The following is a 20,590-nucleotide window of genomic DNA, read 5'->3' on the forward strand; positions in this document are numbered from 1 at the left end:
ACAAAAGTCTCGAGACTTTTGTGACATCCTTCTTTTTATAAAGAAAGCATCCTATAAAATATGAGGGGTATGCTCCGAAACGTCTTTATTTATTTTATTACGTTCTACATTATGAATAAACAGTGCTTGAATAATCCCTCCCATTATTAAGAAACAAGCACAAATATAAAATAGCATGCTACCGTTTAGTTTACTTAATAAAACCGCCCCAAGTACAGGACCGCACGTACGAGATATATCCCAATGTAACCCGTAAATTGAAAAATACAATCCACGCTTATCTGTAGGAGCGATTTCTGAAACGAATCGAAGTAAATGGTTTAAGGCGATACTTTCCCCAATGACTAAAAAGAGTAATGTGAAGAATAGTGACGTGATTGTTGCTGAAATCCCGTAGCCAATTGCAGCTATTGTATAGCAGGTGTAAGAAATAAGAATAATTTTCGCCATAGAAAATCGTTCAGACCATTTCACAAGGAAAACTTGCAGGAAGATTTCCATTATAGCCTTGCATGTTGAAATAAAAGCGAGCATGAATACGAAATCTGGAAATATATCTTTAGCGAAAATGCGATAATTTGTCTCAGTTTGAGCATAAAAAAAGCTAATAGGGAGTGTAGTAATCATAAGTCCTAAAACGGCGTAATGCTTGCTTACAAATTGTTTTGAAGATGATACTTCAACTTTTTGCTGTGGCCTTGTAAATACTGGAGCGGTTTCTGGAAGCTGAGTCCATACAACTACTGCATATACCATAAGTGTAATGCTTTGCATTATAAATAAATATTCAGGGTGAGTATGATAAAAGATAGCACCAATTATTGGACCGATTACGGAACCAATTGCAGCCATCGTATGCAAAAGAGCAAAAATTTCTGCTTGTTGTTTTTGTTTTGTTAAATCAGCAATTTGTGCACGTTGAGCGGGAATATATAAGGAACGGCCAACCCCATTTATGACGTAAAGCAAAGCAAATATAAAAACAGATTGAGCAAAGACGAAGCTGCCGATTGCAACGCCTTGTAGCAATAAGCCGAGTAACATAATTTTCTTTCGCCCATATTTATCCGTCACTCCTCCAGCAATAAGTGTAAATACAATGTCTGAGAGAGGTTGTAGTCCGAAAATGAGCATAGTTATTATTATATTACCGTTTAACATTTTATTAATGTAAATAATCATAATGAGAGCTAACATAGATTCAGTCGTTCGGGTTAATAATTCGCCGCACAGTCTAATAATAATGGGTTTATTATAACGTAGTATGAGATTGTTCAATATTAATTCCTCCTTTCTATATTGAAATGATAAGATGAAAGGAGAAGTGGAAAAAGGGTAGAAACAAAAGGGATTATTTTTCACCTTTTAGGGGGATTATGATGTTTATTTTAAATCAATATATTGAACTATGGTGTGCCTATGGTAAAGGTAGACAAGAAGGAGAACAATTAGAAGTTACCGTACAAATGATAGCAGAAACATTATTTTGTACGGAGCGTAATAGTAAATTAATAATAAAAAAATTAGAAGAGTTAAATTGGATCGCTTGGTTTCCAGGGCGCGGAAGAGGGAATCGTTCTAAATTAATATTTCAAAAGCAACCGATGATATTAATTTTAGACAGAGGAAAAGAACTAACGAAAAAAGGGGATGTGAAAAGTGGAATCTCATTTGTGGAACGATACAGCTCACAATTTCCATTAGTAAAGAAAGAGTATGAAGCTTGGGTAGATTCCATATTTGGTCATAAAATAGAAAGGACACCTGAAGGAAGAAAAGATGTACTTCGGTTGCAAGTACAAATGAATCTAGACATCGCTTTAGATCCGGTCTACGCTACGATGCGCTCAGAATGTCATATGGTTAAACATATTTTTGATACACTCGTATATGTGAATGAGGAAACAAATTGTATTGAGCCAAGACTTGCTTTTCACTGGCAATATAATGACGCTGAAAAGGTTTGGACATTTTATTTAAGAAAAGGCGTTCATCTTCATAATAGAAAACGACTTACCGCACATGATGTTATACATTCATTGAATCGATTTATGAAAGCGGAAAACAACCCACACGCATGGATGTTGCAACATGTTGAAAATGTCCGTGCAGTGGATGAATTTGTTGTTGAAATTCAATTACATACGGAAAATAGGATGTTTTTACATATGTTAAGTGCAGAACAGTGTTCTATCGTAAATGTAGATGAAGCAGGAAACTTTATTGGTACAGGACCTTTTATATTACGCGAGAAAAATGCACAATTATTTGTATTAGAAGTGCATGATTTATATTATCGTGAAAGACCTTTTCTTGACCGAATTGAACTAATGAATGTAGAGCAAAATGTAAATACGTATGACGTGTTAGTAAAGGCGCAATATAAAGATAAAGAAAAGCCTAATAAAGAGTTGTCTCGGCTTGAATCGAACGTGACATATGTAACGTGCAATCTTGTAAAAGAAGGACCAATGCAAGATGAGCTGCTTCGAAAGGCACTACATAAAATCATTCATGGCGATAGAATTGTTCAAGAACTCGGCGGAGAACGTGGAGAAGTGGCAAAGAAACTAATATTAGCAAATGAAAGAAAAGTAGAGATTAAGGAAGAGATAGAATGCTTAGTGAAAAGGAGTATGTATCATCATGAAGTGCTACAACTCTACACATTTACAGGACAAGATCACGTAGAAGATGCACAATGGATTCAGAAAGAGTGTGCGAAGTATGGGATTCGTGTAGAAAATAATTTTCTTGAAGTTGAAGAGTTATTGGAAATCAGTACGATACAAAAGGCTGATATGATGCATGATAGTGCAACAATTAGCGAACGAATAGAAGATAGTCTGCTATATATGTTTCTTACAAAAAATAGTTTTATTCATGGGCAAAGCAGCATGGACTTTCATAAAAAGTTCTCCCCTTATTTTAAAGAAGAACATTTAGAGAATAGAGTTACATTGTTACGCGATATTGAGGACACTTTGTTGCGTCACATTCATATTATTCCTTTATATCGTAACAAACAACAAGTAACTTCTCACGAAAAAGTACAAAATATAATGATTAATTCACAAGGGTGGATTGATTTCTATGAAATATGGTTTACATGTTGATATATAAGGGTTTTTACACGTTTTAAATGATGTGTAAGAGCCTTTTTTTGTGTGTGAAACAGGTTTGTTTTACACATTGTTACGCTACTTACGATAAAAGTCCATTTACAGCGTAACAGTGTTATGTTACATTGTTATCAGGAAGGAGTGTTATACAGTTGAGTACAGATTTAATTTCAAAAAAAGATTTATTAGAACTAACTGGTATTTCATACGGACAGTTATATAGGTGGAAAAGAAAAAATTTAATACCGGAAGATTGGTTTGTACGAAAATCAACATTCACGGGTCAAGAGACATTTTTTCCGAAAGAAAAGATATTAGAGCGTATTGATAAAATCCAAACGATGAAAGAAGATTTATCACTTGATGAACTAGCAAATATGTTTTCACCGAGTGTAAGAGAAATCCTTTTAACTAAGGAAGACGTCTTACGTAAAGGAATTGCATCAGAGCCAGTTTTACAATTCTTCATAGAACAAACGAATAAAACAACAGAGTTTCAATTTGTAGATATTCTTTATGTGTATATGTTAGAAGAATTACTACAATCGGGAGAGATTAGTTTAGAAGAAGGAAAAATGGTCTTGCAAGTTTTACGTGAAAATTATGAAGCGATTAAGCATAAAACTTGTGACTTAATCATCGTCCGAAAGTTAGGGATTTCTACATGTTTCTTAGTTTCAAACGTGGACGATTTAATTTTTGAAAAAGGTACCAAAATTGTTTTACGCGAAGCGATTATGAAATATACCGAAGCATTAAAAACGAAACTGTTGTAGTGGAGGAGAAAGTATGCGTACAGATAATTTGATTATAAATGGTTACGGTTCATCGAATGGCGGCGAGTTTCATAAAGTGCAATTAAATGGAAAAGGGACTGTTAATGGAAATGTTGAATGTGATCAATTTGAATGTAACGGTTACGGTGCTGTTACTGGAAATTTGAAAAGTAGTAATGCAAGAATTAGTGGATCGGGTAAAGTCGATGGTACAGTTATTGCGGAAACGATGCGAATTGATGGAAAAGCAACAATTACGCAAGATGTGAAGGCGAACAGTTTAAAAATTGCAGGAAAAGGTACAGTAGGTGGAAATGTAACTGGTGAAGAATTTAAAATCAACGGTCAAGCAACGATTGATGGTAATTGTGAAGTGGATACTTTTTCTTCAGAAGGACAATTTACAATTGGTGGATTATTAAGCGCCGATGAAATAAATATTAATATTCAGGGTACATGTCGAGCGAAAGAAATTGGTGGTCAAACGATTAAAGTAAAACATAGACTAAGTACTTTTAGTAGACTGTTTAAATCGGTATTTGGTATGCAATTAGAGGCTGAACTATTAGAAGGTGACAATATCGATATTGATTATGCTCACATAAAAACGGTAAGAGGAAACAATGTGACAGTAGGAGCGAACTGTGAGATTGAATTGATTGAATACACTGGTGTTCTTACTGTTGATAAAAGCGCAAATGTAAAAGAAATGAAGCAGGTTTAATGGGAGGGAGAAAATAATATGGAACATCAACATAGTCTTACTGTCAATGGTTCTGGTAGTTCAGCAGGCGGGGATTATAACAAAGTGAAGATTCGCGGTGAAGGAACAATTTCTAATGATATGAGCTGTAATGAATTTAAAACGTACGGAACGAGTGAAGTGCGCGGTAATATGAAAGTGAAAAATTATGTCGTGTATGGAGATAGTGAAGTACAAGGAAATGTAACTGCTGAATATGTAAAAGTATACGGAAATACACAAATGAATAGTGATGCCCATATTGAAAAAACGAAAGTAAGAGGTATGATAGAAGTTAAAGGGAAGTTTACTGGTGATTTCGTAGATGTGAAAGGCGCTTTAAATGTGAAAGGAGATATTGAAGTTGAAGAACTATCACTAACTGGTGGCCTTGAAAGTGATGGATTACTTAATGCTGAAAATATTGATATTTCACTTCGTTATGAAGGAAGTAAAGTGAGAGAGATTGGTGGTAAGAAGATTACCGTTCATAAAAAAGCGAGATTTATTCCATTTACAAGTCATGCGGGAAGCCTCCAAACGTCTATCATTGAAGGAGATGAAATTTATTTAGAGCATACGATTGCTGAAGTTGTAAGAGGAAACAACGTTACCATTGGTCCAGGATGTGAAATTAGTGTTGTAGAATATCATACTAGTTTTAACCAAAAAGGTAATGCAGTCGTAAAAGAACATAAACAAATATAAGTAGTACGAGGGAGAGCAAGGTTATGGTTGAGAAAAATAATAAGCTCGGCTTTGTTGTGGCGGGCTTATTGCTAGGTATTTTAATGGCATCAATGGACAATACCATTGTCGTAACAGCGATGGGAACGATTGTTGGTGACTTAGGAGGCCTTGAAAACTTTGTATGGGTCGTTTCTGCCTATATGGTCGCAGAAATGGCAGGTATGCCGATATTCGGAAAACTATCAGATATGTATGGTAGAAAGAGATTCTTTATTTTCGGTTTAATCGTCTTTATGATTGGTTCGGCACTTTGTGGTACTGCTGAAAATATTACACAGTTAGGTATTTATCGTGCCATTCAAGGTATTGGCGGTGGGGCATTAGTGCCGATCGCGTTTACTATCGTTTTTGATATTTTCCCTCCTGAAAAGCGAGGGAAAATGGGTGGATTATTCGGAGCAGTATTTGGTTTATCAAGTATTTTTGGTCCGTTGCTTGGTGCGTATATTACAGATTACATAAGCTGGCACTGGGTATTTTACATTAACTTACCGCTTGGCGTTTTAGCACTTATTTTTATTACATTCTTTTATAAAGAATCACGAGTTCATAGAAAGCAAAAAATTGATTGGTTTGGCGCAATTACTTTAGTTGGTGCAGTAGTTTCGCTAATGTTTGCTTTAGAACTAGGTGGACAAAAGTATGATTGGGATTCTAACTTTATTTTAAGTTTATTTGGCGGATTCGCTATTTTAATTATTGCATTTATTTTTATTGAACGTAAAGTAGAAGAACCGATCATTTCATTTGAAATGTTTAAACAACGTTTATTCGGAATGAGTACCATTATTGCATTATGTTACGGTGCTGCGTTCATGTCAGCAACTGTATACATACCGTTATTCATTCAAGGTGTATACGGTGGTAGCGCAACAAACTCAGGATTATTACTTTTACCGATGATGTTAGGATCAGTCGTAACAGCTCAATTAGGTGGATTTTTAACGACGAAGCTTAGCTACCGAAACATTATGATTATTTCTGCTGTTATTATGCTAATTGGACTATTTTTATTAAGCACATTAACGCCAGAAACAAGTCGTATATTATTAACGGTTTATATGATTATTATTGGATTTGGAGTAGGTTTCTCATTCTCTGTACTAAGTATGGCAGCTATTCACAACTTCGGTATGGAGCAGCGTGGATCTGCAACTTCAACGAGTAATTTCATTCGTTCATTAGGAATGACACTTGGTATTACAATCTTCGGAATGATTCAAAGAACAGGTTTCCAAGATCAATTAGAAGAAGCTTTTAAAGGTATGAGCGGAGGAATGAATACAAACGCTTTAGGAGATTCAAGAGCTATTCTATCAGAATCGGCAAGATCTCAAATCCCGCCGCAAATATTAGATAAAATTATTGATGCTCTTTCTAGCTCCATTGTTCAAACATTTATGTGGGCATTGGTACCAGCAGGTCTAGCATTCATATTTATTTTCTTAATGGGAAATGAGCGTATGGTAATTAAGAAAAAACAAACGAATAAAAAGAGTGAAACATCAAAAGCGTAATGAAAAAGCTCCTTTCCAATTGGAAAGGAGCTTTTTCGTATGTACGGATTTAGATTAGCCTTCGATAATTTCGTATTCTTCGTCTGCTAATAATAAGATTTGTGTTTTCTTACCTTTGTTTTGAACTTCGATTACATCGTATGCACCTAAGTCTCTTAGTTTGTTTTGAGAAGCGTTAACCATAACTTCCATAGAATCAATTAAGATATCTTCTTCAATGTATGATTCAGGCAATGCCATATCTTCTGTTTCTAATACACATGCGTATAGATTTTGTAAGTTTTCAGCAGTTGGGTTTTGTTCCTCAACATCAATGATATTCTTTACTGCATCCATATTTTCTTCTTTTGCTTGGTATACTTTAATTTTAGCCATTTTTTTATTCTCCTTTATAACGTAATCGTAGAGGCTACACCTTATTATAACGTTTTTTTCATGAAAGATGAAATTGTTATATGTATTTATAGGGAAATTTATGTGCTATTACTCATTATTGGCGTAATTTCATTATTAATGTGATAAGTAAGTACCTATATTCCTGAGTTAAAGTTATATTGTCCAAGCTTTTTTATACTCCGTTCATATTATATGTATTAGATAAAACATATAGGGAAGGGATGGAGTGTAAGTGGGTTGTGAGCCGAAACGAAATTATCAATGCTACCAAAATAGTATTTGTGAATTTTTGCGAAGTCTAGAGCCTTTTACAAAAGTTGAGAGTATAGTAATCGCCGGAAACGAAATTGTTGTATCTTATTTTCTTTCATTTAATAAGAGGAATGGTATCGTATCCTTCGTACAAGAGGACAATGAGGTTATTTTTGTAGATTGCTCTAAGATTGATGCAATTCGAATAGGAAAAGTTTGTAGTTGTAAAACGAAAGTTAAATTTATTGAAGAGGATTTTAGTTTACTTGGAAATGTTTGTCCGCAATGTTTAACAGAGGGTAGTACACTCTTTTTTGACTTTTACAATCCAGAATTGAATTTATCACTACAAGCAAAAACAATTGATGCACCTAGTTGTACTGAATTTACAGATGAGATGGGGAATATCGTAAAGCAAATTACTATAATAGGTGAAGCGATTGTTTCTAAAGATTTTGTTCAAGTGCCTGAACTATTAAACTTTCGATTAGTTTTATCTGATACGGCTGCGAATCCTGTAAAGTTTGGAATACTGTTCATTAATTTCCCAGATCTTACGTTTATTATTCTTTTCGCATCGAGTGGATACCTCAGCATCTCGAACTGTTTGAAAATCGAGAGTGGAGCTGGTAATACTGAGATAGAAGAGATGAAAAAGATGATATCGAATGACGATAATACGTACTCATCAGTTGTTAAAGTGACTAAAGTATATAAAAACGGAGGAACAGAATCATATATTTATAAGAATGAGTTATAACATAGGTATTTAAATGAACCCTCAAACGAGTATTGAGGGGTATTACATAATAAAAGGTGATAATCGGTTACATGTAGATTGCAAATTATTATTAAGTATATTTACTGTTAACCTTTATACAGGACAGTCGCTAACTATTCATTAGATGTTATAATAATTTTATATTTACGAATATTTTACGATTATATATAGTTTAATAAACTTTTGTTTATATATGAAAAGTAGAGTTAAACTGATTCCAAAGAAAGCGGGAATGTAAATGATATATGAAGCGAATATACATACGAGAAAAAAATTAGTTACTATGTTCGAGGATTTCAATAACGTTGTTTTACTTTCTTATTTACAAGGACATATGGGTAATGCTTGGGTAAATGATCTTGAAAACCCAACAGTAGCGCAAGTTACGGTAGGGATTTTCACATTTTACGCTGGGGATCCAAATAGGAGAGAAACAGAAGAATTACTACGTAACATTCCTGATAGAATGTTAGTAATCGTAAATAGTGAAGAGTGGAAAAAACGTTTAGAAACATTTTACGGAAGAAAAATAGATAAGTTTTTACGCTATAAATTCAAACGTAATGCAGAAGTTTTTAATCGTTCAAAATTACAATCTTTTATATCAGTGCTTCCAAAAGGATACGAGTTAAGAAGAATAGATGAAGATATCGTAAATAACCCTACATTACATAAAGTCTCTGAAGATTTTACAAGTCAATTTCAATCAGTTGAAGATTATATAAACCGAGGTATAGGGTATTGTATTTTGTATACAGGAGAAGTTATATGCGGTGCATCATCATATAGCATTTATGATAAAGGGATTGAAATTGAGGTAGCGACTGATCACAATCATAGAAGAAAAGGATTGGCGACTATAGTTAGTGCAGCACTCATCTTGGACTGTTTAGAAAAAGAGATATATCCAAACTGGGATGCAGCGAATACTACATCTGCAAAACTAGCAGAAAAGTTAGGATATGTTTTTGATAAGGCATATGATACTTATTTTGTGGATAATAGATGAATGAGCAGAGAGTGTAAGATTTGTACAAAGTATAGAGTTTAAAGGGAAAGACAGATGACTAGAATGTTTTGATAGAGTTTTTAAAAATCTATCAAAACATTAGAAAATAAAATAATTAGTTCAATAATAAGAAGATTTTATAATATATTGAGTGCAAAAACTGGCTTTTTTAGTCGGTTTTTATTTTTTATAAAAAGATAAATTAGTCGTGACCTTCTATTTTGTGGATATTAAAAAGTCGGTAAATGGTTCTTATTAAATATTATCCTTTGTTAGATGGAATAAAAGACTCTTGAAAAATTAATTTTGGAACACCTATTAGCTCTAACAGAAAAAAGTCGAGACCTTCTATTTTATATAGGTAGATATCAGTATAGGCTCCTTTTATTAATTTATATGTTTTTAACTATAAAGGGGAAATGAATCTCTTATTTTGCAAATGATAAAAGTGACTATGATACAAACCCACGCATTAATAGAAAAAGTACATATACAGTATAGAGAGTTGAAAAACTCTAATTTTTTTTTATAAAGGAGATTATATATTATGAGTGAACAATGTCCAATTAATGTACCATGTCAGGTAGTAGGACAAACCCAAACACCATTAAGTGATGAGGCAGCAGCACCAATTCTTACACCAGGAGCACCGATTGTAAAAATCCCAGTTGTATTAGCCGAAAGAACAATTCAAATTGTTGTAGAATCAGATGTTCCATTAGCACCTGCAGCATCCGAAATTAAACGTGTGTTAAAAAACGTATTTTTAACACAGTGTAAGTTAGTTCCAGTAGCATTCACTCCAGTACCAGGTACAAATTACCGCCGAGTTACAAGAGCAAAGTTATTTGTACAAGGATATATTCGTAAAAACATTGAATATGCAGGTAGTGGATGTAATTCAGTACTATTTGATCGTATCGCAAATGTTCCATTTTCTGGTTTTTCAGATTTAACAGAAACAGATTTTCTATCACTAGCAATAGTAGCTGCTTCCTCAGATACTACATCTCACTTTATTAATCCTAATAACGGTGACTTACCACGTTTAGACAAATACTTCTTTGAAAATACTGTTTTTTATAATGAACAACCATATTGCGAATTAGTTAGCGCTCAATTTTTTGAATTAGACTTCTCTCCTTGTCCAACAGAATTAAACGAATCATTTGAGACTCTTCGTGAGAAAATTGTACTGGATCTTACTGTGAAAGTTTTACAAGTGCAACAAGTACGAGTGTAAAACTAAAAAAGCATTGTCTTTGATAAAAAGACAATGTTTTTTTTCGTTTTATAAAACATATATAATAATGAAATGGTCGCGTACAAAAATATATTTTTATGAGTTTCATTGGTGGGGGGATGGTGATGAAAAATCCATGGGTTGGTAAGAAAATATGGAACAAAGTTTACAAAGGAGAGATACTGATTGATCAAGAGCAATCTCATGAAATAAGAGAAAATAAGAAAAGTAAACAAACAGATTCAGAGAAAAAAGAGAAAGCAATACAAGTAGAGAAAGAAGGTAAAGGACCAGAACGTAAGGTGAAGGCAATACAAGCAGAAAAGGAAAATAAAGAAACAAAGTCAAAAAAAGAAGAAAAAGCAATACAAGCAGAAAAGGAAAATAAAGAAACAAAGTCAAAAAAAGAAGAAAAAGCAATACAAGCAGAGAAAGAAAGTAAAGTAACAAAGTCAAAAAAAGAAGAAAAAGCAATACAAGCAGTGAAAGAAAGTAAAGAACCAGGGTCAAAAAAAGAAGAAAAAGCAATACAAGCAGAGAAAGAAAATAAAGAACCAGAGCCCCAAAAGGAAGAAAAAGCAAATGAATCTGAGAAAAAAATCGAAAAAATTTTCCTAGGAAAAGAACATAAAACGAGTGGATTAGAGGGGAAAAGTATAGATTCTGAATCAAAAATAGCGAATTCAGAACGTTCAATAGAAGTGAAAACCCCATTTTCTATTATTTCAGATGTTACTAGTTTTAAAAAATCCCCTAACATGAATGTGAAAAATCAAGAAGTATATGTATTTCGTAATGAAGAAGATGCAAGAGGGCGTGAGCTGGATTCTACGTTACTAACTACAATGGAATATTATCATGGAGAGATTGATTGTAATTTAGTTTCTTCAAACCTTCATGAAAAGAGGGTACTTTTAGAACTTTCTAATCAAAAAGAAAAAGGGAATATTGAAGAGGGTTGGGTAGGCTCATCTTCATGGATTCCTATCCACGGTATAATATTAGAGAAGGAAGTTGAAGCAGATGTAAATAATTATATAACTGCGAAATTACCAATTGAAATAGGGCGGTATAAAGGTGAAATTAGTCTAATAGAAAAGATCGTTTTTAAAGAAACAGTTATAGAAATAAAAGAAGTATCACAGGAAATTATTGTAACAAACAAAGAATTCTTATTGCCAAAAATAATAAAGAAAGGAAAAAATCCATCTATAATTGAAAAAGGAAGCTTACGTGTAGAAGGTTATATATTTCAGTGTATTGAATTTACATCAGAACAAAGTGAAAATCATGATAAGATCTACCAGTTAATGCAAAATATTATATTGGAACTAAACGTCCAATTATTACAAGAACAGGAAGTTCGTGTGCGAATTACATAAATGATTATTTCACTATCAATCAGTTGAATTTTTTTAGGAGTTTGTAATAGAAAAACACAAAAAGTGCTAGCAAGTCTGCAAACAAGCTAGCTAACATGCATTGGAAGTGAAATACTGCCAATGTAGTAATTAACAATACGTTAATTAACTAGGTGAAACGTGATAAATCTTTTTTACATGTGGGGAAATACAAGGTGTTAAATCCTAATTTAGAAACTCACAACTTAAATAGTAAAACATGTTTATCATAAGTATCCAAACACCAGTTATATTTTTTTAGAATAATTGGATGGATAACCTCTTTTGTAGCATCAACTTCAGTAAAGCCATATTTCTTATAAAAGTTTTCTAATTCCTCAAAAGGAAGACAATATACATTTTTTACTTGTAATTTTTTCGCAGTTTCTACTAAAAATGATACAAGTTCCCCAGCTAAATGTAACCCTCTAAATTGGGGGAGAATAAAAATTCCACCCATTTCTATAGTATCATCATCTATTTGGACTAATCGTCCCACACCTGCATACTCGTTGTTGTATGTAATGATTGCAACTTTATCTCTTTTTAAATCACTTCGTACAAATCCTATTGAGTCATATTGATTATTAATCCATTCTAAATCGTTAGATGTAGCCATTTGAATATTCATAGACACCCTCCTTCGGAATACTAGCACTATCTTTATTATATAAAACATAAGATGCTATATCAAAAGAACCTTGATATAGCACATTTGCTAAATTTGTTAGTTGAAGGTGTGGATTTGCTGGTATTGAAATGATTACTTCAACTAAAAGAGGATAAGAACCTTGTGAATTTAGTGTAAAACTATTTCGTGTGTTTGGTAACGCATTATTATTTAAGCGTATAGAGTTTATAGGCTTATTTTAATTGGTGTAGCTACTATATTATTGGAACTAGTAAGGAAATATAATAATCACCAGCCTGAGTGATAAAAATCGTATTAGGATTTAGAAAAAAACCTCCTGAAAAAGAAAAGGGATTTAAAGATAAGAGCACTTCGAAAAGTGCCCTTCAGTAACGACTACTCATTCTAAAAAGAAAGGATGCAATATATCATATGAAGTTAAGTGTATTTAATTATGGGCCTTTTATATAAAAGTTTTATTTTGTTCCGAATAAAAAGGCGGTTGTTTCCGCAACCACCTTTCAGTAAAACAAAGCACTTTTTATGAAATAAATTATGGATGATCCCTAAAAAGGTTATAGGATATACCCACATTTTTATAACTAAAGTGACGAACTCAGGTTATAAGGAAGGAACAATTATATTGTATGAAATCTATTCTAGAGTAGTCACAAAGAAAGTTGTCTTCTTATTAGAAGGCAGCTTTTTTTATTAGAAAAAGAAGTAGAAGATTAAGTTACTTGTCCAAACAAATTTTTAAAAAATACATAAAATGCTAGTAGTTAGTCAATATTTTAATATTGCTAATTTTTAAGACTAAAAGGGGTGATTTTATGTGTGAATGTGAAGTTTGTAGAAGAAAGAAAAATCGGGATCCATTAAACCGGGAGTTTGAGCCGAAAAAACGAGTTCCTGAGCCAAAAAAAGAAGATTGTGAGCCGAAAAAAGAGGATTGTGAACCAAAGAAAGAAGATTGCGAATCATTAAATTATTATTCGTTTAGTAAAAATGCAAATTTTTTAGAGGAAGCTATACAAACAGATGAAATCGATCAAATTTCTGAGGAATATATTGAAATAGTTGATTCAGCAGATGTACAAGTTACTACTACAGATACAAAAGCTGCGCTATCTATCCAAACGGCATTACAAGCAGCTATCGTAGTTGTAGTAAGTATTTCTATAGCAGATAGTGAAAAGGCAGATAAAATAACACAAGAATTATTTCAAAAATCATCTATTAAACAAATTAATAGACAAAAAACACTTATTAAAAATTCCAGAAATGTAACCGTAACAACTACTGATACAGATATTGCAGTGAATATTCAAATTCTCCTTCAAATTTTATTAGCTTTATTAGTTAAACTAAATATTTTATAAAGTTTCTAACCTGTTTATATTTAGCTATAAAGGTTCATTCTAAGTAAATATTTTTTGTTGTAATATGTGGTACAAGCTTGGACTTCTTATTATGACTGAATTAACATTCAAGATTAATGGGAAAGTAAGTGTAGAAAACTACACAATAGTAAAAGTTAAATACATTATTTAAAAGTAAATGAAACTTATGTTTATGTGAAGGAAAGCTGGCTTCTTATTAGAAGCCAGCTTTTTGATTTTATTAGAAAAAGAAGTGGAAATAGAAGATTAAGTTACTTGTCCAAGCAATTTTTATTAAATTACATATAATGCTCGTAGTTATTTAAAATTTTTATAGAAAATTGATTGGAGTGAATATTGTAAATGGATGATTTAAACAAATTTTCTTCCTTTAAGTTTGATAAGGATCAAAAGAATATAATCATAGACCTTTTACTCTCAGATATTTTTAATAGGCATGGGATAAATGAAGAAAGGTTAAAAAATTTATCGCCAGAAAAAAAACAGCAAATTAAAAGTATTGTTTCTGAAATACAATCACAGGTTAATAATTATTTAGATTGAAAGGGGGTGAACTTATGGACAAAGCATGCCATACAGATGAAAATAAAAAGTGGAGTGCATTAGATTACTCAAATCCTCATCCGTCTTTTAAAAATGCTAGCGTTTCAGAAGCAGCTGCGCAAGAAAGTAAAACTTATCAAATTTCTGAAGAATCTATTATAATTGTTGATTCAGCAGATGTAGAAGTTACTACTACAGATACAAAAGCCGCGTTATCTATTCAAGCAGCATTACAAGCAGCTATCGTGGTTATAATAAGTATTTCTATAGCAGATAGTGAAAAAGCTGACCGTGTAGCACAAGAATTGTTTCAAAAATCATCTGTTAAACAAGTTAATAAACAAGAAACTGTCATTAGAAATTCTAGAAATGTTACAGTTACGACTACGGATACAGACATAGCAGTAAATGTTCAAATTCTTCTCCAAATTTTATTAGCTTTACTAGTAAAATTAAATATTCTATAAAATATTTAACCTGTTTTTTATATATGCTGCTTCTTAGTGATAAATATTCACTGTTTTAATTCTAGTACAGGCTATAAATATTAATCATAACTGGACTTATATTTAACATTGCCTAAATAATAATGTAAACAAACAATGTGATGGAAAATAAAGTTTGGTTATTTTTAAAAAAATTTAAAAGCCGTTTCCTTTATTGGATTTGGCTTTTAAATTTTAAATAGTATAAATTTGAAAAGACTATATTGAATTAAAAAATAAAATATATAAATGCAAAATAATCATAAAATCATTTGTGTTATAGAAAGAATAATAAATAGTTAAAATAGAATGATTTTTAGTAAAGGTTCAAGTTTTGAAGAATAGTGCATACAATATAAAGTCTTTTCCTTTCTTCATTTAAGTTTTACGTATATAATTTAAAAGTACTATTTTTATTTTATATTTTTTATATTTATAACAGAATAGAGGTTTAAAAATGGGTGTTAAAATCATTACGGATAGTGCGGCGGATTTACCGGTAGAATTGCTGCAAGCATATGATATTGATTTAATTCCACTCCGTGTATATGATGAAGCAGAAACAGAGTATTTAGATGGAGTTACATTAGAGTCAGTTACATTATTGCAAAATATGAGAGAAGGCGCTGTTTATAGAACGTCATTGCCTTCACTTGAAACTTTCCAAGAAAAATTTGTTTCTTATGCAAAAGAAGGTAATCCTTGTATATATTTAGCTTTTTCATCTGAACTGTCCGGTACATATCAATCGTCAGTTGTTATTAAAGAAGAAGTGAAAGAAACATATGCTGATTTAGATTTAGAAATTATTGATACAAAATGTGCTTCGCTTGGTCAAGGGCTTGTCGTATTAGAAGCTGCTAAAATGTCGACAGACGGTGCATCAAAAGAAGATATTTTAAAACGTATCGCTTTTCTAATGAAGCATATGGAGCACATCTTCACTGTAGCTGACTTGCAGTACCTTGTGAAAGGTGGACGTTTAAGTAAAGTAGCTGGTTTTATCGGTGGTTTATTAAATATTAAACCAATCTTAAACGTAGAAGATGGAAAGCTTGTACCACTTGAAAAGGTAAGAGGGAAAAAGAAAGTACTAAGCCGAATTGTAGATATTATGGAAGAGCGCGGAAAAGACCTTAAAGGTCAAACAATCGCTATGACTCATGGTGATGACTTAGAAACAGCTGAAGCATTAAAAACGTTAATTACGGAAAGATTTGGCTGTGAAGTATTTATCGTAAATACAATTGGAGCAGCAATCGGAGCGCATACAGGACCTGGTGCGTTAACATTGTTCTTCTTAAATGAAGTAGAGTAAAGGATTGATCTTTTGATCAATCCTTTTTTAATTCTAATATAATTGTTTTATGAGGATGAAAAATATGTAATTTTATATTAGTTAGTAACTTTCTTTTTAGTAGGTATGAAGGTAGATAGGAAACCAGTGAAGGCTAGCATGAAACCAAATGTTTCAGTATCATCAACTACTAAACCATTGTTCCACTGATAAAGGAAGGATGCTAGTATTAAAAGAGTAGCGGCTCCTCCAACATATCTTACTATTTTTCGTGTTGAATCGTTTTTAGGTTTTACAATCATATTTATCGCCCTTTCATATTTAATAAATAATTCGATAAACTAACTTACAGGATGTGATATTTATAATTCATTTATTGAGTCTATTTATTAACTTTCTCTTTAATAGGTAAGAAGGTAGATAGGAAAGTAATGATAACTAGCCCAAAGCTGACTCTTTCAGTTTGATCAATTACTAAGTCATTTTTCCACTGATAAAGGAAAGAAGCGATTATTAAAAGTAAAGCAGCGCCTCCAACATATCTTACTATTTTTCGTGCGGATTCATCTTTAAATCTTACAATCATGTTTATCATCCTTTCGTTTTTATTGAATAATTCGACAAACTAATTTCTAGGATTTGATATTGATAATTCATCTATTAAATTTATTTGGTTTATAATAGATATTTTTTATGTATTAGGTAAATGTAATGAACTATAACTATCTAAATGAAGAATGATAGCTTACATGTAGTTAAATCCTTTTCATTAAGTTTATCGTAATTTAAGTATATGATTCTGTGTTTGTTAATAACAAGTAGTAAAATCACATGAAAAAAATGGACGAAAAATCTAAATTTTAACCATTAAATTTAACAAAGTATCTAGAAATAATCATAGTATGAATGTAAAAAAATGTATGATACATTTTTTTACATTTGTGAAATTGTATATTTTATTTAGTATGAAAAATATGTAGATACATAATGACTTAATTAGTAAAAAGCATGAAAAGGTTAATTAGGGAGAGAAAAAGATGGAAATAGGGGAACGTATTCGGCAAGTTCGTATGCATAAAGGATTGACACAGGGGGAGCTCGTATCAGAAATATGCTCAGTAACCTATTTAAGTAGAATTGAGAGTGGGAAAATCAAACCATCATCTTCTTTTTTAAAACAAGTTTCTAAGAAGTTAGATGTTAATAGCGATTATCTTATAGATGGCAATTACGAGGAGATAAAGCTTACTATTTTTAAAATATGTGATAAATATAAAAAAGATAAAAGTATAACTGAAGCTGAATTATCTTTGTTAGAATTATACGTTCGTGAAGTGGACACAATTCCTTTATTATTAAAGACGTATGGCGTCATCATATACTATCATGTCCGAAATAAAAACTTATTATATGTGAAGTTATTTGTAGATCAAGCTTTGCAAATGATTCCAAGTCAAGTGGAAATGAAAAATACTGAAGATTATATATATTATTTAAGAGCTCGAGGTCTTTATTTTTCTAATAAAGGGGAGTATTTTACAGCATATGAAGTTTACAAAAAGATAGAAAATATGTTGGAATCCGAAGAGACCGAGTTGCACGCTGATACGTATTACAATATAAGTATGGTAAGTCAGCATCTTAATAAAGACCTAAGTGTTAGTCGCAAATACGCAAAAAAAGCATATGAATTGTATAAAAAGTTTAATATAGAGCAACATAAAATTTATGCGTTAATACTTCTTGCGATGCAATATAACAAAGATAAACAGTATGAACAAGCATTTGAAACTTTGAAACGAGTAGAAAATGAATCAAAGGTGGAAAATGATTCATTAAACTTATGTTATGTAAAATATAATTACGGAAAAATTTATCAAGCATTAAAAGATTATAAAAATGCAATAAAATGTTACGAGGAAAACTTGATTCTTTGTGAGTATTTACCAAACAAAGCAGGTAAGGTATATACAATTCGTAATTTAATAGAAATTTATATGGAATTAAAAGATTGGCAAAAAGTAACTAAACTTATAGATGAGGCATTTGAAATTTTGTCAATTTGTGATGTACCTTATGCACATGTTCAACTATATGAGTTTAAAGCAGAAAAATCTAAAATATGGGCAGATTATAATGGATATGAGAAGAATATGAAACAAGCAATTGAGATGGGGATTGAAAAACAGCAATATAGCTTGGTTGCTGAATTAGCTTATAAATTAGGGAATTATTATTATGAGAATCGTTCCTATAAATTATCTGCGAAGTATTTTAAAATATCAGCTGAAAATAAAATAGATTAAAAGCAAAGTTTAGTCAGAAGCTTTTATGAATTTTAAAATTAAAGTGGTTATTCAAAAAGTAAAATGTTTTATACTTTTTGGATAACCTCCTTTTATTGCTATTTTATAATTATCGGTCGATATGGTAGCGGTTTATCCTTTTATCGGTGAGTGATATTTATTCCAGTGGCTGTATCATTCATGTGCTTATGCTATGTGCGTTTCATTAACGGAAGTAAAGAATATCAATAAGACTTCGCTTTTAGAAATCTAAATATTTAAAGATATTAAAATTTTTCCGTTTCATATATAATTGTGTAGGGAGAAATATCTGTAACTATTTGTAAAAATAGGAGGCGGCTATAAAAATGCACGAAATTGCTAGATGGGATTTAGATCGATTGTATCCAATTGAGGATATTCTAACTCCAATATTGGAGTTGAAAGAACAATATTATACGACAAAAGATGTAGAGATTCTTTCAAAACTCATACAAGCTATTGAAAAAGCAGAATACTATTTGTATTGCCGATCTGCTGAAGAAAGTGTTTCATCTGACCTTGCTATATCGACTACGACAGTAAAAGATTTGAAAAAAGAAGTACAGCAAGTAATACAACAAAGTAAATTGGAAGCTTCCAATAATATTAATACTAAGTTAATAAAAGATGAACTTGATGCATGGGAAAATATGTACATGCAATTAAGAAATAAGATAAAAATAGAACACAATAATAAGCAATTATCATTTGGACAAGCTAATAATATTGCAATGAATAGTGATAATGAAAAGGAAAGACTAGAAGTATTTGAGTTATTAACAAGTGCTTTACATGAGGAAAAAGAAATCTTTGCTACTGTATTAAATCAAATAGGGAGATTGCGCAATACAAAGAGTAATGAATTAGAAGATAGAGAGATTTTAACACAATCTCTTCATGCGAATGGCATTTCTGAAACAGTATTATTACAAATGTGGAATGCGGCAGAAGAAAATCTTGATAAATTAGTAAGTGCTTTAAATGTGTATAAGAAGGGGGAAGCTTCGATTACATGGCATGAACTTATGACAGTAAAGGAAAATAATGAGACTTTTATACCTTTTTCAGTTTCAGTACAGAACATATATGATGCATTACAAAATATTGATAAAGAATTAGCAGAATTTGCATGGAATGCAATAGAGAGTGGATGGGTGGATGCGGAACCGAGAGATGATAAACCACCTGGTGGATTTTGTGCTCCTTTTTTCAGTGAAAAAGAATCACGAATCTCAATGCGTTATGACGGAAGTATTGATAGTGTAAGAGTACTTGCGCATGAACTAGGACATGCTTGGCATTTTTATAATATGAGTTTTGAGCAATCTACTTCTTTTTTAGATGATTATTTGCCAATGAGTACGGCTGAATCAGCGTCTATTTTCTTTGAAACCGTGCTTATAAACTATTTAGTTCAAACAACAGATAGTATAGATATGAAAAAGTCATTGCTTAGTTGGAAAATAAGCAACTGTTTTAATTATGTAATGGCAATTCGAGCATCATTTGAATTTGAGAAGAATTTTTATGAAAAATATAAAGAAGGTCCTTTAAGTGCTGATGAAATCGAGAAATTATCTATAGTAGCGCAAGAAAAAGCATACGGGAATGCATTATTAGAATATCAGCCGTTTGTTTGGATGAAATATGTTCAGTTTTATATAGCAGATGTTCCTTTTTATAATTATCCATACACATTTGGTTATTTAGCTAGTTTTAGTTTATTAGAAATAGCTAAAGAAAGTAAAAGTACTTTTCATTTGAAATATAAAGAGTTTTTACGAGAAACAGGAAAATCTCCAGTGGAAGAGCTTATGAAAAAACATTTTGAAATAGATATAACAAGCTATGCATTCTGGGATAAAGCTTTTAAACAAATTTCTAAAGATATTGATGAATATTTGAGGCTTATTTAG

At 31.6% G+C, this 20,590-nt stretch carries 20 protein-coding genes; 15 read left to right on the plus strand and 5 right to left on the minus strand.

The window, feature by feature from the left end; genetic code table 11:
- Nucleotides 1-51: 51 nt before the first annotated feature.
- Complete coding sequence (locus tag MKO96_RS00395) at nucleotides 52-1,278, minus strand: MDR family MFS transporter (protein WP_240586266.1); 1,227 nt, start codon at nucleotides 1,276-1,278, stop codon at nucleotides 52-54.
- 101 nt (nucleotides 1,279-1,379) lie between these two features.
- On the opposite strand from MKO96_RS00395, the gene MKO96_RS00400 reads away from it, so the two are divergent.
- The 5 genes from MKO96_RS00400 to MKO96_RS00420 all read left to right on the plus strand — a co-directional run bounded on the left by MKO96_RS00400 (nucleotide 1,380) and on the right by MKO96_RS00420 (nucleotide 6,907).
- Nucleotides 1,380-3,116 carry an ABC transporter substrate-binding protein gene (locus tag MKO96_RS00400; protein ID WP_087980732.1) on the plus strand — a complete coding sequence of 579 codons (1,737 nt, stop codon included), beginning with the start codon at nucleotides 1,380-1,382 and terminating at the stop codon, nucleotides 3,114-3,116.
- 158 nt (nucleotides 3,117-3,274) lie between these two features.
- Complete coding sequence (locus MKO96_RS00405; protein ID WP_087980731.1) at nucleotides 3,275-3,898, plus strand: YhbD family protein; 624 nt, start codon at nucleotides 3,275-3,277, stop codon at nucleotides 3,896-3,898.
- A 13-nt stretch (nucleotides 3,899-3,911) separates the two neighbouring features.
- On the plus strand, nucleotides 3,912-4,622 hold the full coding sequence (locus tag MKO96_RS00410) for a bactofilin family protein (RefSeq protein WP_240586267.1): 711 nt from the start codon (nucleotides 3,912-3,914) through the stop codon (nucleotides 4,620-4,622).
- Between the two features lie 18 nt (nucleotides 4,623-4,640).
- Entirely contained in the window at nucleotides 4,641-5,348 is a 708-nt protein-coding gene (locus MKO96_RS00415; RefSeq protein WP_000401032.1) for a hypothetical protein, read from the plus strand.
- A gap of 23 nt (nucleotides 5,349-5,371) precedes the next feature.
- Complete coding sequence (locus tag MKO96_RS00420) at nucleotides 5,372-6,907, plus strand: MDR family MFS transporter (RefSeq protein WP_240586268.1); 1,536 nt, start codon at nucleotides 5,372-5,374, stop codon at nucleotides 6,905-6,907.
- A gap of 54 nt (nucleotides 6,908-6,961) precedes the next feature.
- On the opposite strand, the gene MKO96_RS00425 is transcribed toward MKO96_RS00420, so the two are convergent.
- Nucleotides 6,962-7,282: a hypothetical protein gene (locus tag MKO96_RS00425; protein WP_001062728.1), complete on the minus strand. Its 321-nt coding sequence runs from the start codon at nucleotides 7,280-7,282 to the stop codon at nucleotides 6,962-6,964.
- 253 nt (nucleotides 7,283-7,535) lie between these two features.
- On the opposite strand from MKO96_RS00425, the gene MKO96_RS00430 reads away from it, so the two are divergent.
- The 4 genes from MKO96_RS00430 to MKO96_RS00445 all read left to right on the plus strand — a co-directional run bounded on the left by MKO96_RS00430 (nucleotide 7,536) and on the right by MKO96_RS00445 (nucleotide 11,970).
- On the plus strand, nucleotides 7,536-8,315 hold the full coding sequence (locus tag MKO96_RS00430) for a BC_2878 family exosporium-associated protein (protein ID WP_240586269.1): 780 nt from the start codon (nucleotides 7,536-7,538) through the stop codon (nucleotides 8,313-8,315).
- Between the two features lie 259 nt (nucleotides 8,316-8,574).
- On the plus strand, nucleotides 8,575-9,345 hold the full coding sequence (locus MKO96_RS00435) for a GNAT family N-acetyltransferase (RefSeq protein ID WP_240586270.1): 771 nt from the start codon (nucleotides 8,575-8,577) through the stop codon (nucleotides 9,343-9,345).
- Between the two features lie 547 nt (nucleotides 9,346-9,892).
- Nucleotides 9,893-10,588 (plus strand): CsxC family protein, encoded by a 696-nt coding sequence (locus tag MKO96_RS00440; RefSeq protein WP_240586271.1) that lies wholly within the window; start codon nucleotides 9,893-9,895, stop codon nucleotides 10,586-10,588.
- A gap of 125 nt (nucleotides 10,589-10,713) precedes the next feature.
- Complete coding sequence (locus MKO96_RS00445) at nucleotides 10,714-11,970, plus strand: BC_2427 family protein (RefSeq protein ID WP_240586272.1); 1,257 nt, start codon at nucleotides 10,714-10,716, stop codon at nucleotides 11,968-11,970.
- A 217-nt stretch (nucleotides 11,971-12,187) separates the two neighbouring features.
- On the opposite strand, the gene MKO96_RS00450 is transcribed toward MKO96_RS00445, so the two are convergent.
- Nucleotides 12,188-12,619 carry a GNAT family N-acetyltransferase gene (locus MKO96_RS00450; protein ID WP_240586273.1) on the minus strand — a complete coding sequence of 144 codons (432 nt, stop codon included), beginning with the start codon at nucleotides 12,617-12,619 and terminating at the stop codon, nucleotides 12,188-12,190.
- An 833-nt stretch (nucleotides 12,620-13,452) separates the two neighbouring features.
- On the opposite strand from MKO96_RS00450, the gene MKO96_RS00455 reads away from it, so the two are divergent.
- From MKO96_RS00455 to MKO96_RS00470, 4 genes are all read left to right on the plus strand, one after another.
- The gene (locus MKO96_RS00455; protein WP_240586274.1) at nucleotides 13,453-14,001 is read left to right on the plus strand and encodes a spore coat protein; all 549 of its coding nucleotides are present in this window, start codon (nucleotides 13,453-13,455) and stop codon (nucleotides 13,999-14,001) included.
- A 363-nt stretch (nucleotides 14,002-14,364) separates the two neighbouring features.
- Nucleotides 14,365-14,565: a hypothetical protein gene (locus tag MKO96_RS00460; RefSeq protein ID WP_060487103.1), complete on the plus strand. Its 201-nt coding sequence runs from the start codon at nucleotides 14,365-14,367 to the stop codon at nucleotides 14,563-14,565.
- A 14-nt stretch (nucleotides 14,566-14,579) separates the two neighbouring features.
- Nucleotides 14,580-15,032 (plus strand): spore coat protein, encoded by a 453-nt coding sequence (locus MKO96_RS00465; protein ID WP_087980724.1) that lies wholly within the window; start codon nucleotides 14,580-14,582, stop codon nucleotides 15,030-15,032.
- Between the two features lie 475 nt (nucleotides 15,033-15,507).
- On the plus strand, nucleotides 15,508-16,368 hold the full coding sequence (locus MKO96_RS00470) for a DegV family protein (RefSeq protein WP_240586275.1): 861 nt from the start codon (nucleotides 15,508-15,510) through the stop codon (nucleotides 16,366-16,368).
- A 77-nt stretch (nucleotides 16,369-16,445) separates the two neighbouring features.
- Here MKO96_RS00470 and MKO96_RS00475 read toward each other — a convergent pair whose 3' ends face one another.
- Nucleotides 16,446-16,649 (minus strand): hypothetical protein, encoded by a 204-nt coding sequence (locus MKO96_RS00475; protein WP_098208896.1) that lies wholly within the window; start codon nucleotides 16,647-16,649, stop codon nucleotides 16,446-16,448.
- A gap of 80 nt (nucleotides 16,650-16,729) precedes the next feature.
- Nucleotides 16,730-16,933, minus strand: a complete 204-nt coding sequence (locus tag MKO96_RS00480; protein WP_016129684.1) for a hypothetical protein — start codon at nucleotides 16,931-16,933, stop codon at nucleotides 16,730-16,732.
- A gap of 451 nt (nucleotides 16,934-17,384) precedes the next feature.
- Here MKO96_RS00480 and MKO96_RS00485 point away from each other — a divergent pair, with 451 nt between their 5' ends.
- Nucleotides 17,385-18,653 (plus strand): helix-turn-helix domain-containing protein, encoded by a 1,269-nt coding sequence (locus MKO96_RS00485; RefSeq protein WP_240586276.1) that lies wholly within the window; start codon nucleotides 17,385-17,387, stop codon nucleotides 18,651-18,653.
- A gap of 347 nt (nucleotides 18,654-19,000) precedes the next feature.
- Entirely contained in the window at nucleotides 19,001-20,590 is a 1,590-nt protein-coding gene (locus MKO96_RS00490) for a M3 family metallopeptidase (protein ID WP_240586277.1), read from the plus strand.

Source organism: Bacillus sp. ES1-5 (assembly GCF_022487605.1).
Lineage (GTDB): Bacteria > Bacillota > Bacilli > Bacillales > Bacillaceae_G > Bacillus_A > Bacillus_A wiedmannii.

Coding starts and splice junctions, on each gene's coding strand:
- MKO96_RS00400 (WP_087980732.1), top strand. CDS start 1,380: ATGTTTATTTTAAATCAATATATTGAACTATGGTGTGCCTATGGTAAA.
- MKO96_RS00410 (WP_240586267.1), top strand. CDS start 3,912: ATGCGTACAGATAATTTGATTATAAATGGTTACGGTTCATCGAATGGC.
- MKO96_RS00415 (WP_000401032.1), top strand. CDS start 4,641: ATGGAACATCAACATAGTCTTACTGTCAATGGTTCTGGTAGTTCAGCA.
- MKO96_RS00420 (WP_240586268.1), top strand. CDS start 5,372: ATGGTTGAGAAAAATAATAAGCTCGGCTTTGTTGTGGCGGGCTTATTG.
- MKO96_RS00425 (WP_001062728.1), bottom strand. CDS start 7,282: ATGGCTAAAATTAAAGTATACCAAGCAAAAGAAGAAAATATGGATGCA.
- MKO96_RS00435 (WP_240586270.1), top strand. CDS start 8,575: ATGATATATGAAGCGAATATACATACGAGAAAAAAATTAGTTACTATG.
- MKO96_RS00440 (WP_240586271.1), top strand. CDS start 9,893: ATGAGTGAACAATGTCCAATTAATGTACCATGTCAGGTAGTAGGACAA.
- MKO96_RS00445 (WP_240586272.1), top strand. CDS start 10,714: ATGAAAAATCCATGGGTTGGTAAGAAAATATGGAACAAAGTTTACAAA.
- MKO96_RS00450 (WP_240586273.1), bottom strand. CDS start 12,619: ATGAATATTCAAATGGCTACATCTAACGATTTAGAATGGATTAATAAT.
- MKO96_RS00455 (WP_240586274.1), top strand. CDS start 13,453: ATGTGTGAATGTGAAGTTTGTAGAAGAAAGAAAAATCGGGATCCATTA.
- MKO96_RS00460 (WP_060487103.1), top strand. CDS start 14,365: ATGGATGATTTAAACAAATTTTCTTCCTTTAAGTTTGATAAGGATCAA.
- MKO96_RS00465 (WP_087980724.1), top strand. CDS start 14,580: ATGGACAAAGCATGCCATACAGATGAAAATAAAAAGTGGAGTGCATTA.
- MKO96_RS00470 (WP_240586275.1), top strand. CDS start 15,508: ATGGGTGTTAAAATCATTACGGATAGTGCGGCGGATTTACCGGTAGAA.
- MKO96_RS00475 (WP_098208896.1), bottom strand. CDS start 16,649: ATGATTGTAAAACCTAAAAACGATTCAACACGAAAAATAGTAAGATAT.
- MKO96_RS00480 (WP_016129684.1), bottom strand. CDS start 16,933: ATGATTGTAAGATTTAAAGATGAATCCGCACGAAAAATAGTAAGATAT.
- MKO96_RS00485 (WP_240586276.1), top strand. CDS start 17,385: ATGGAAATAGGGGAACGTATTCGGCAAGTTCGTATGCATAAAGGATTG.
- MKO96_RS00490 (WP_240586277.1), top strand. CDS start 19,001: ATGCACGAAATTGCTAGATGGGATTTAGATCGATTGTATCCAATTGAG.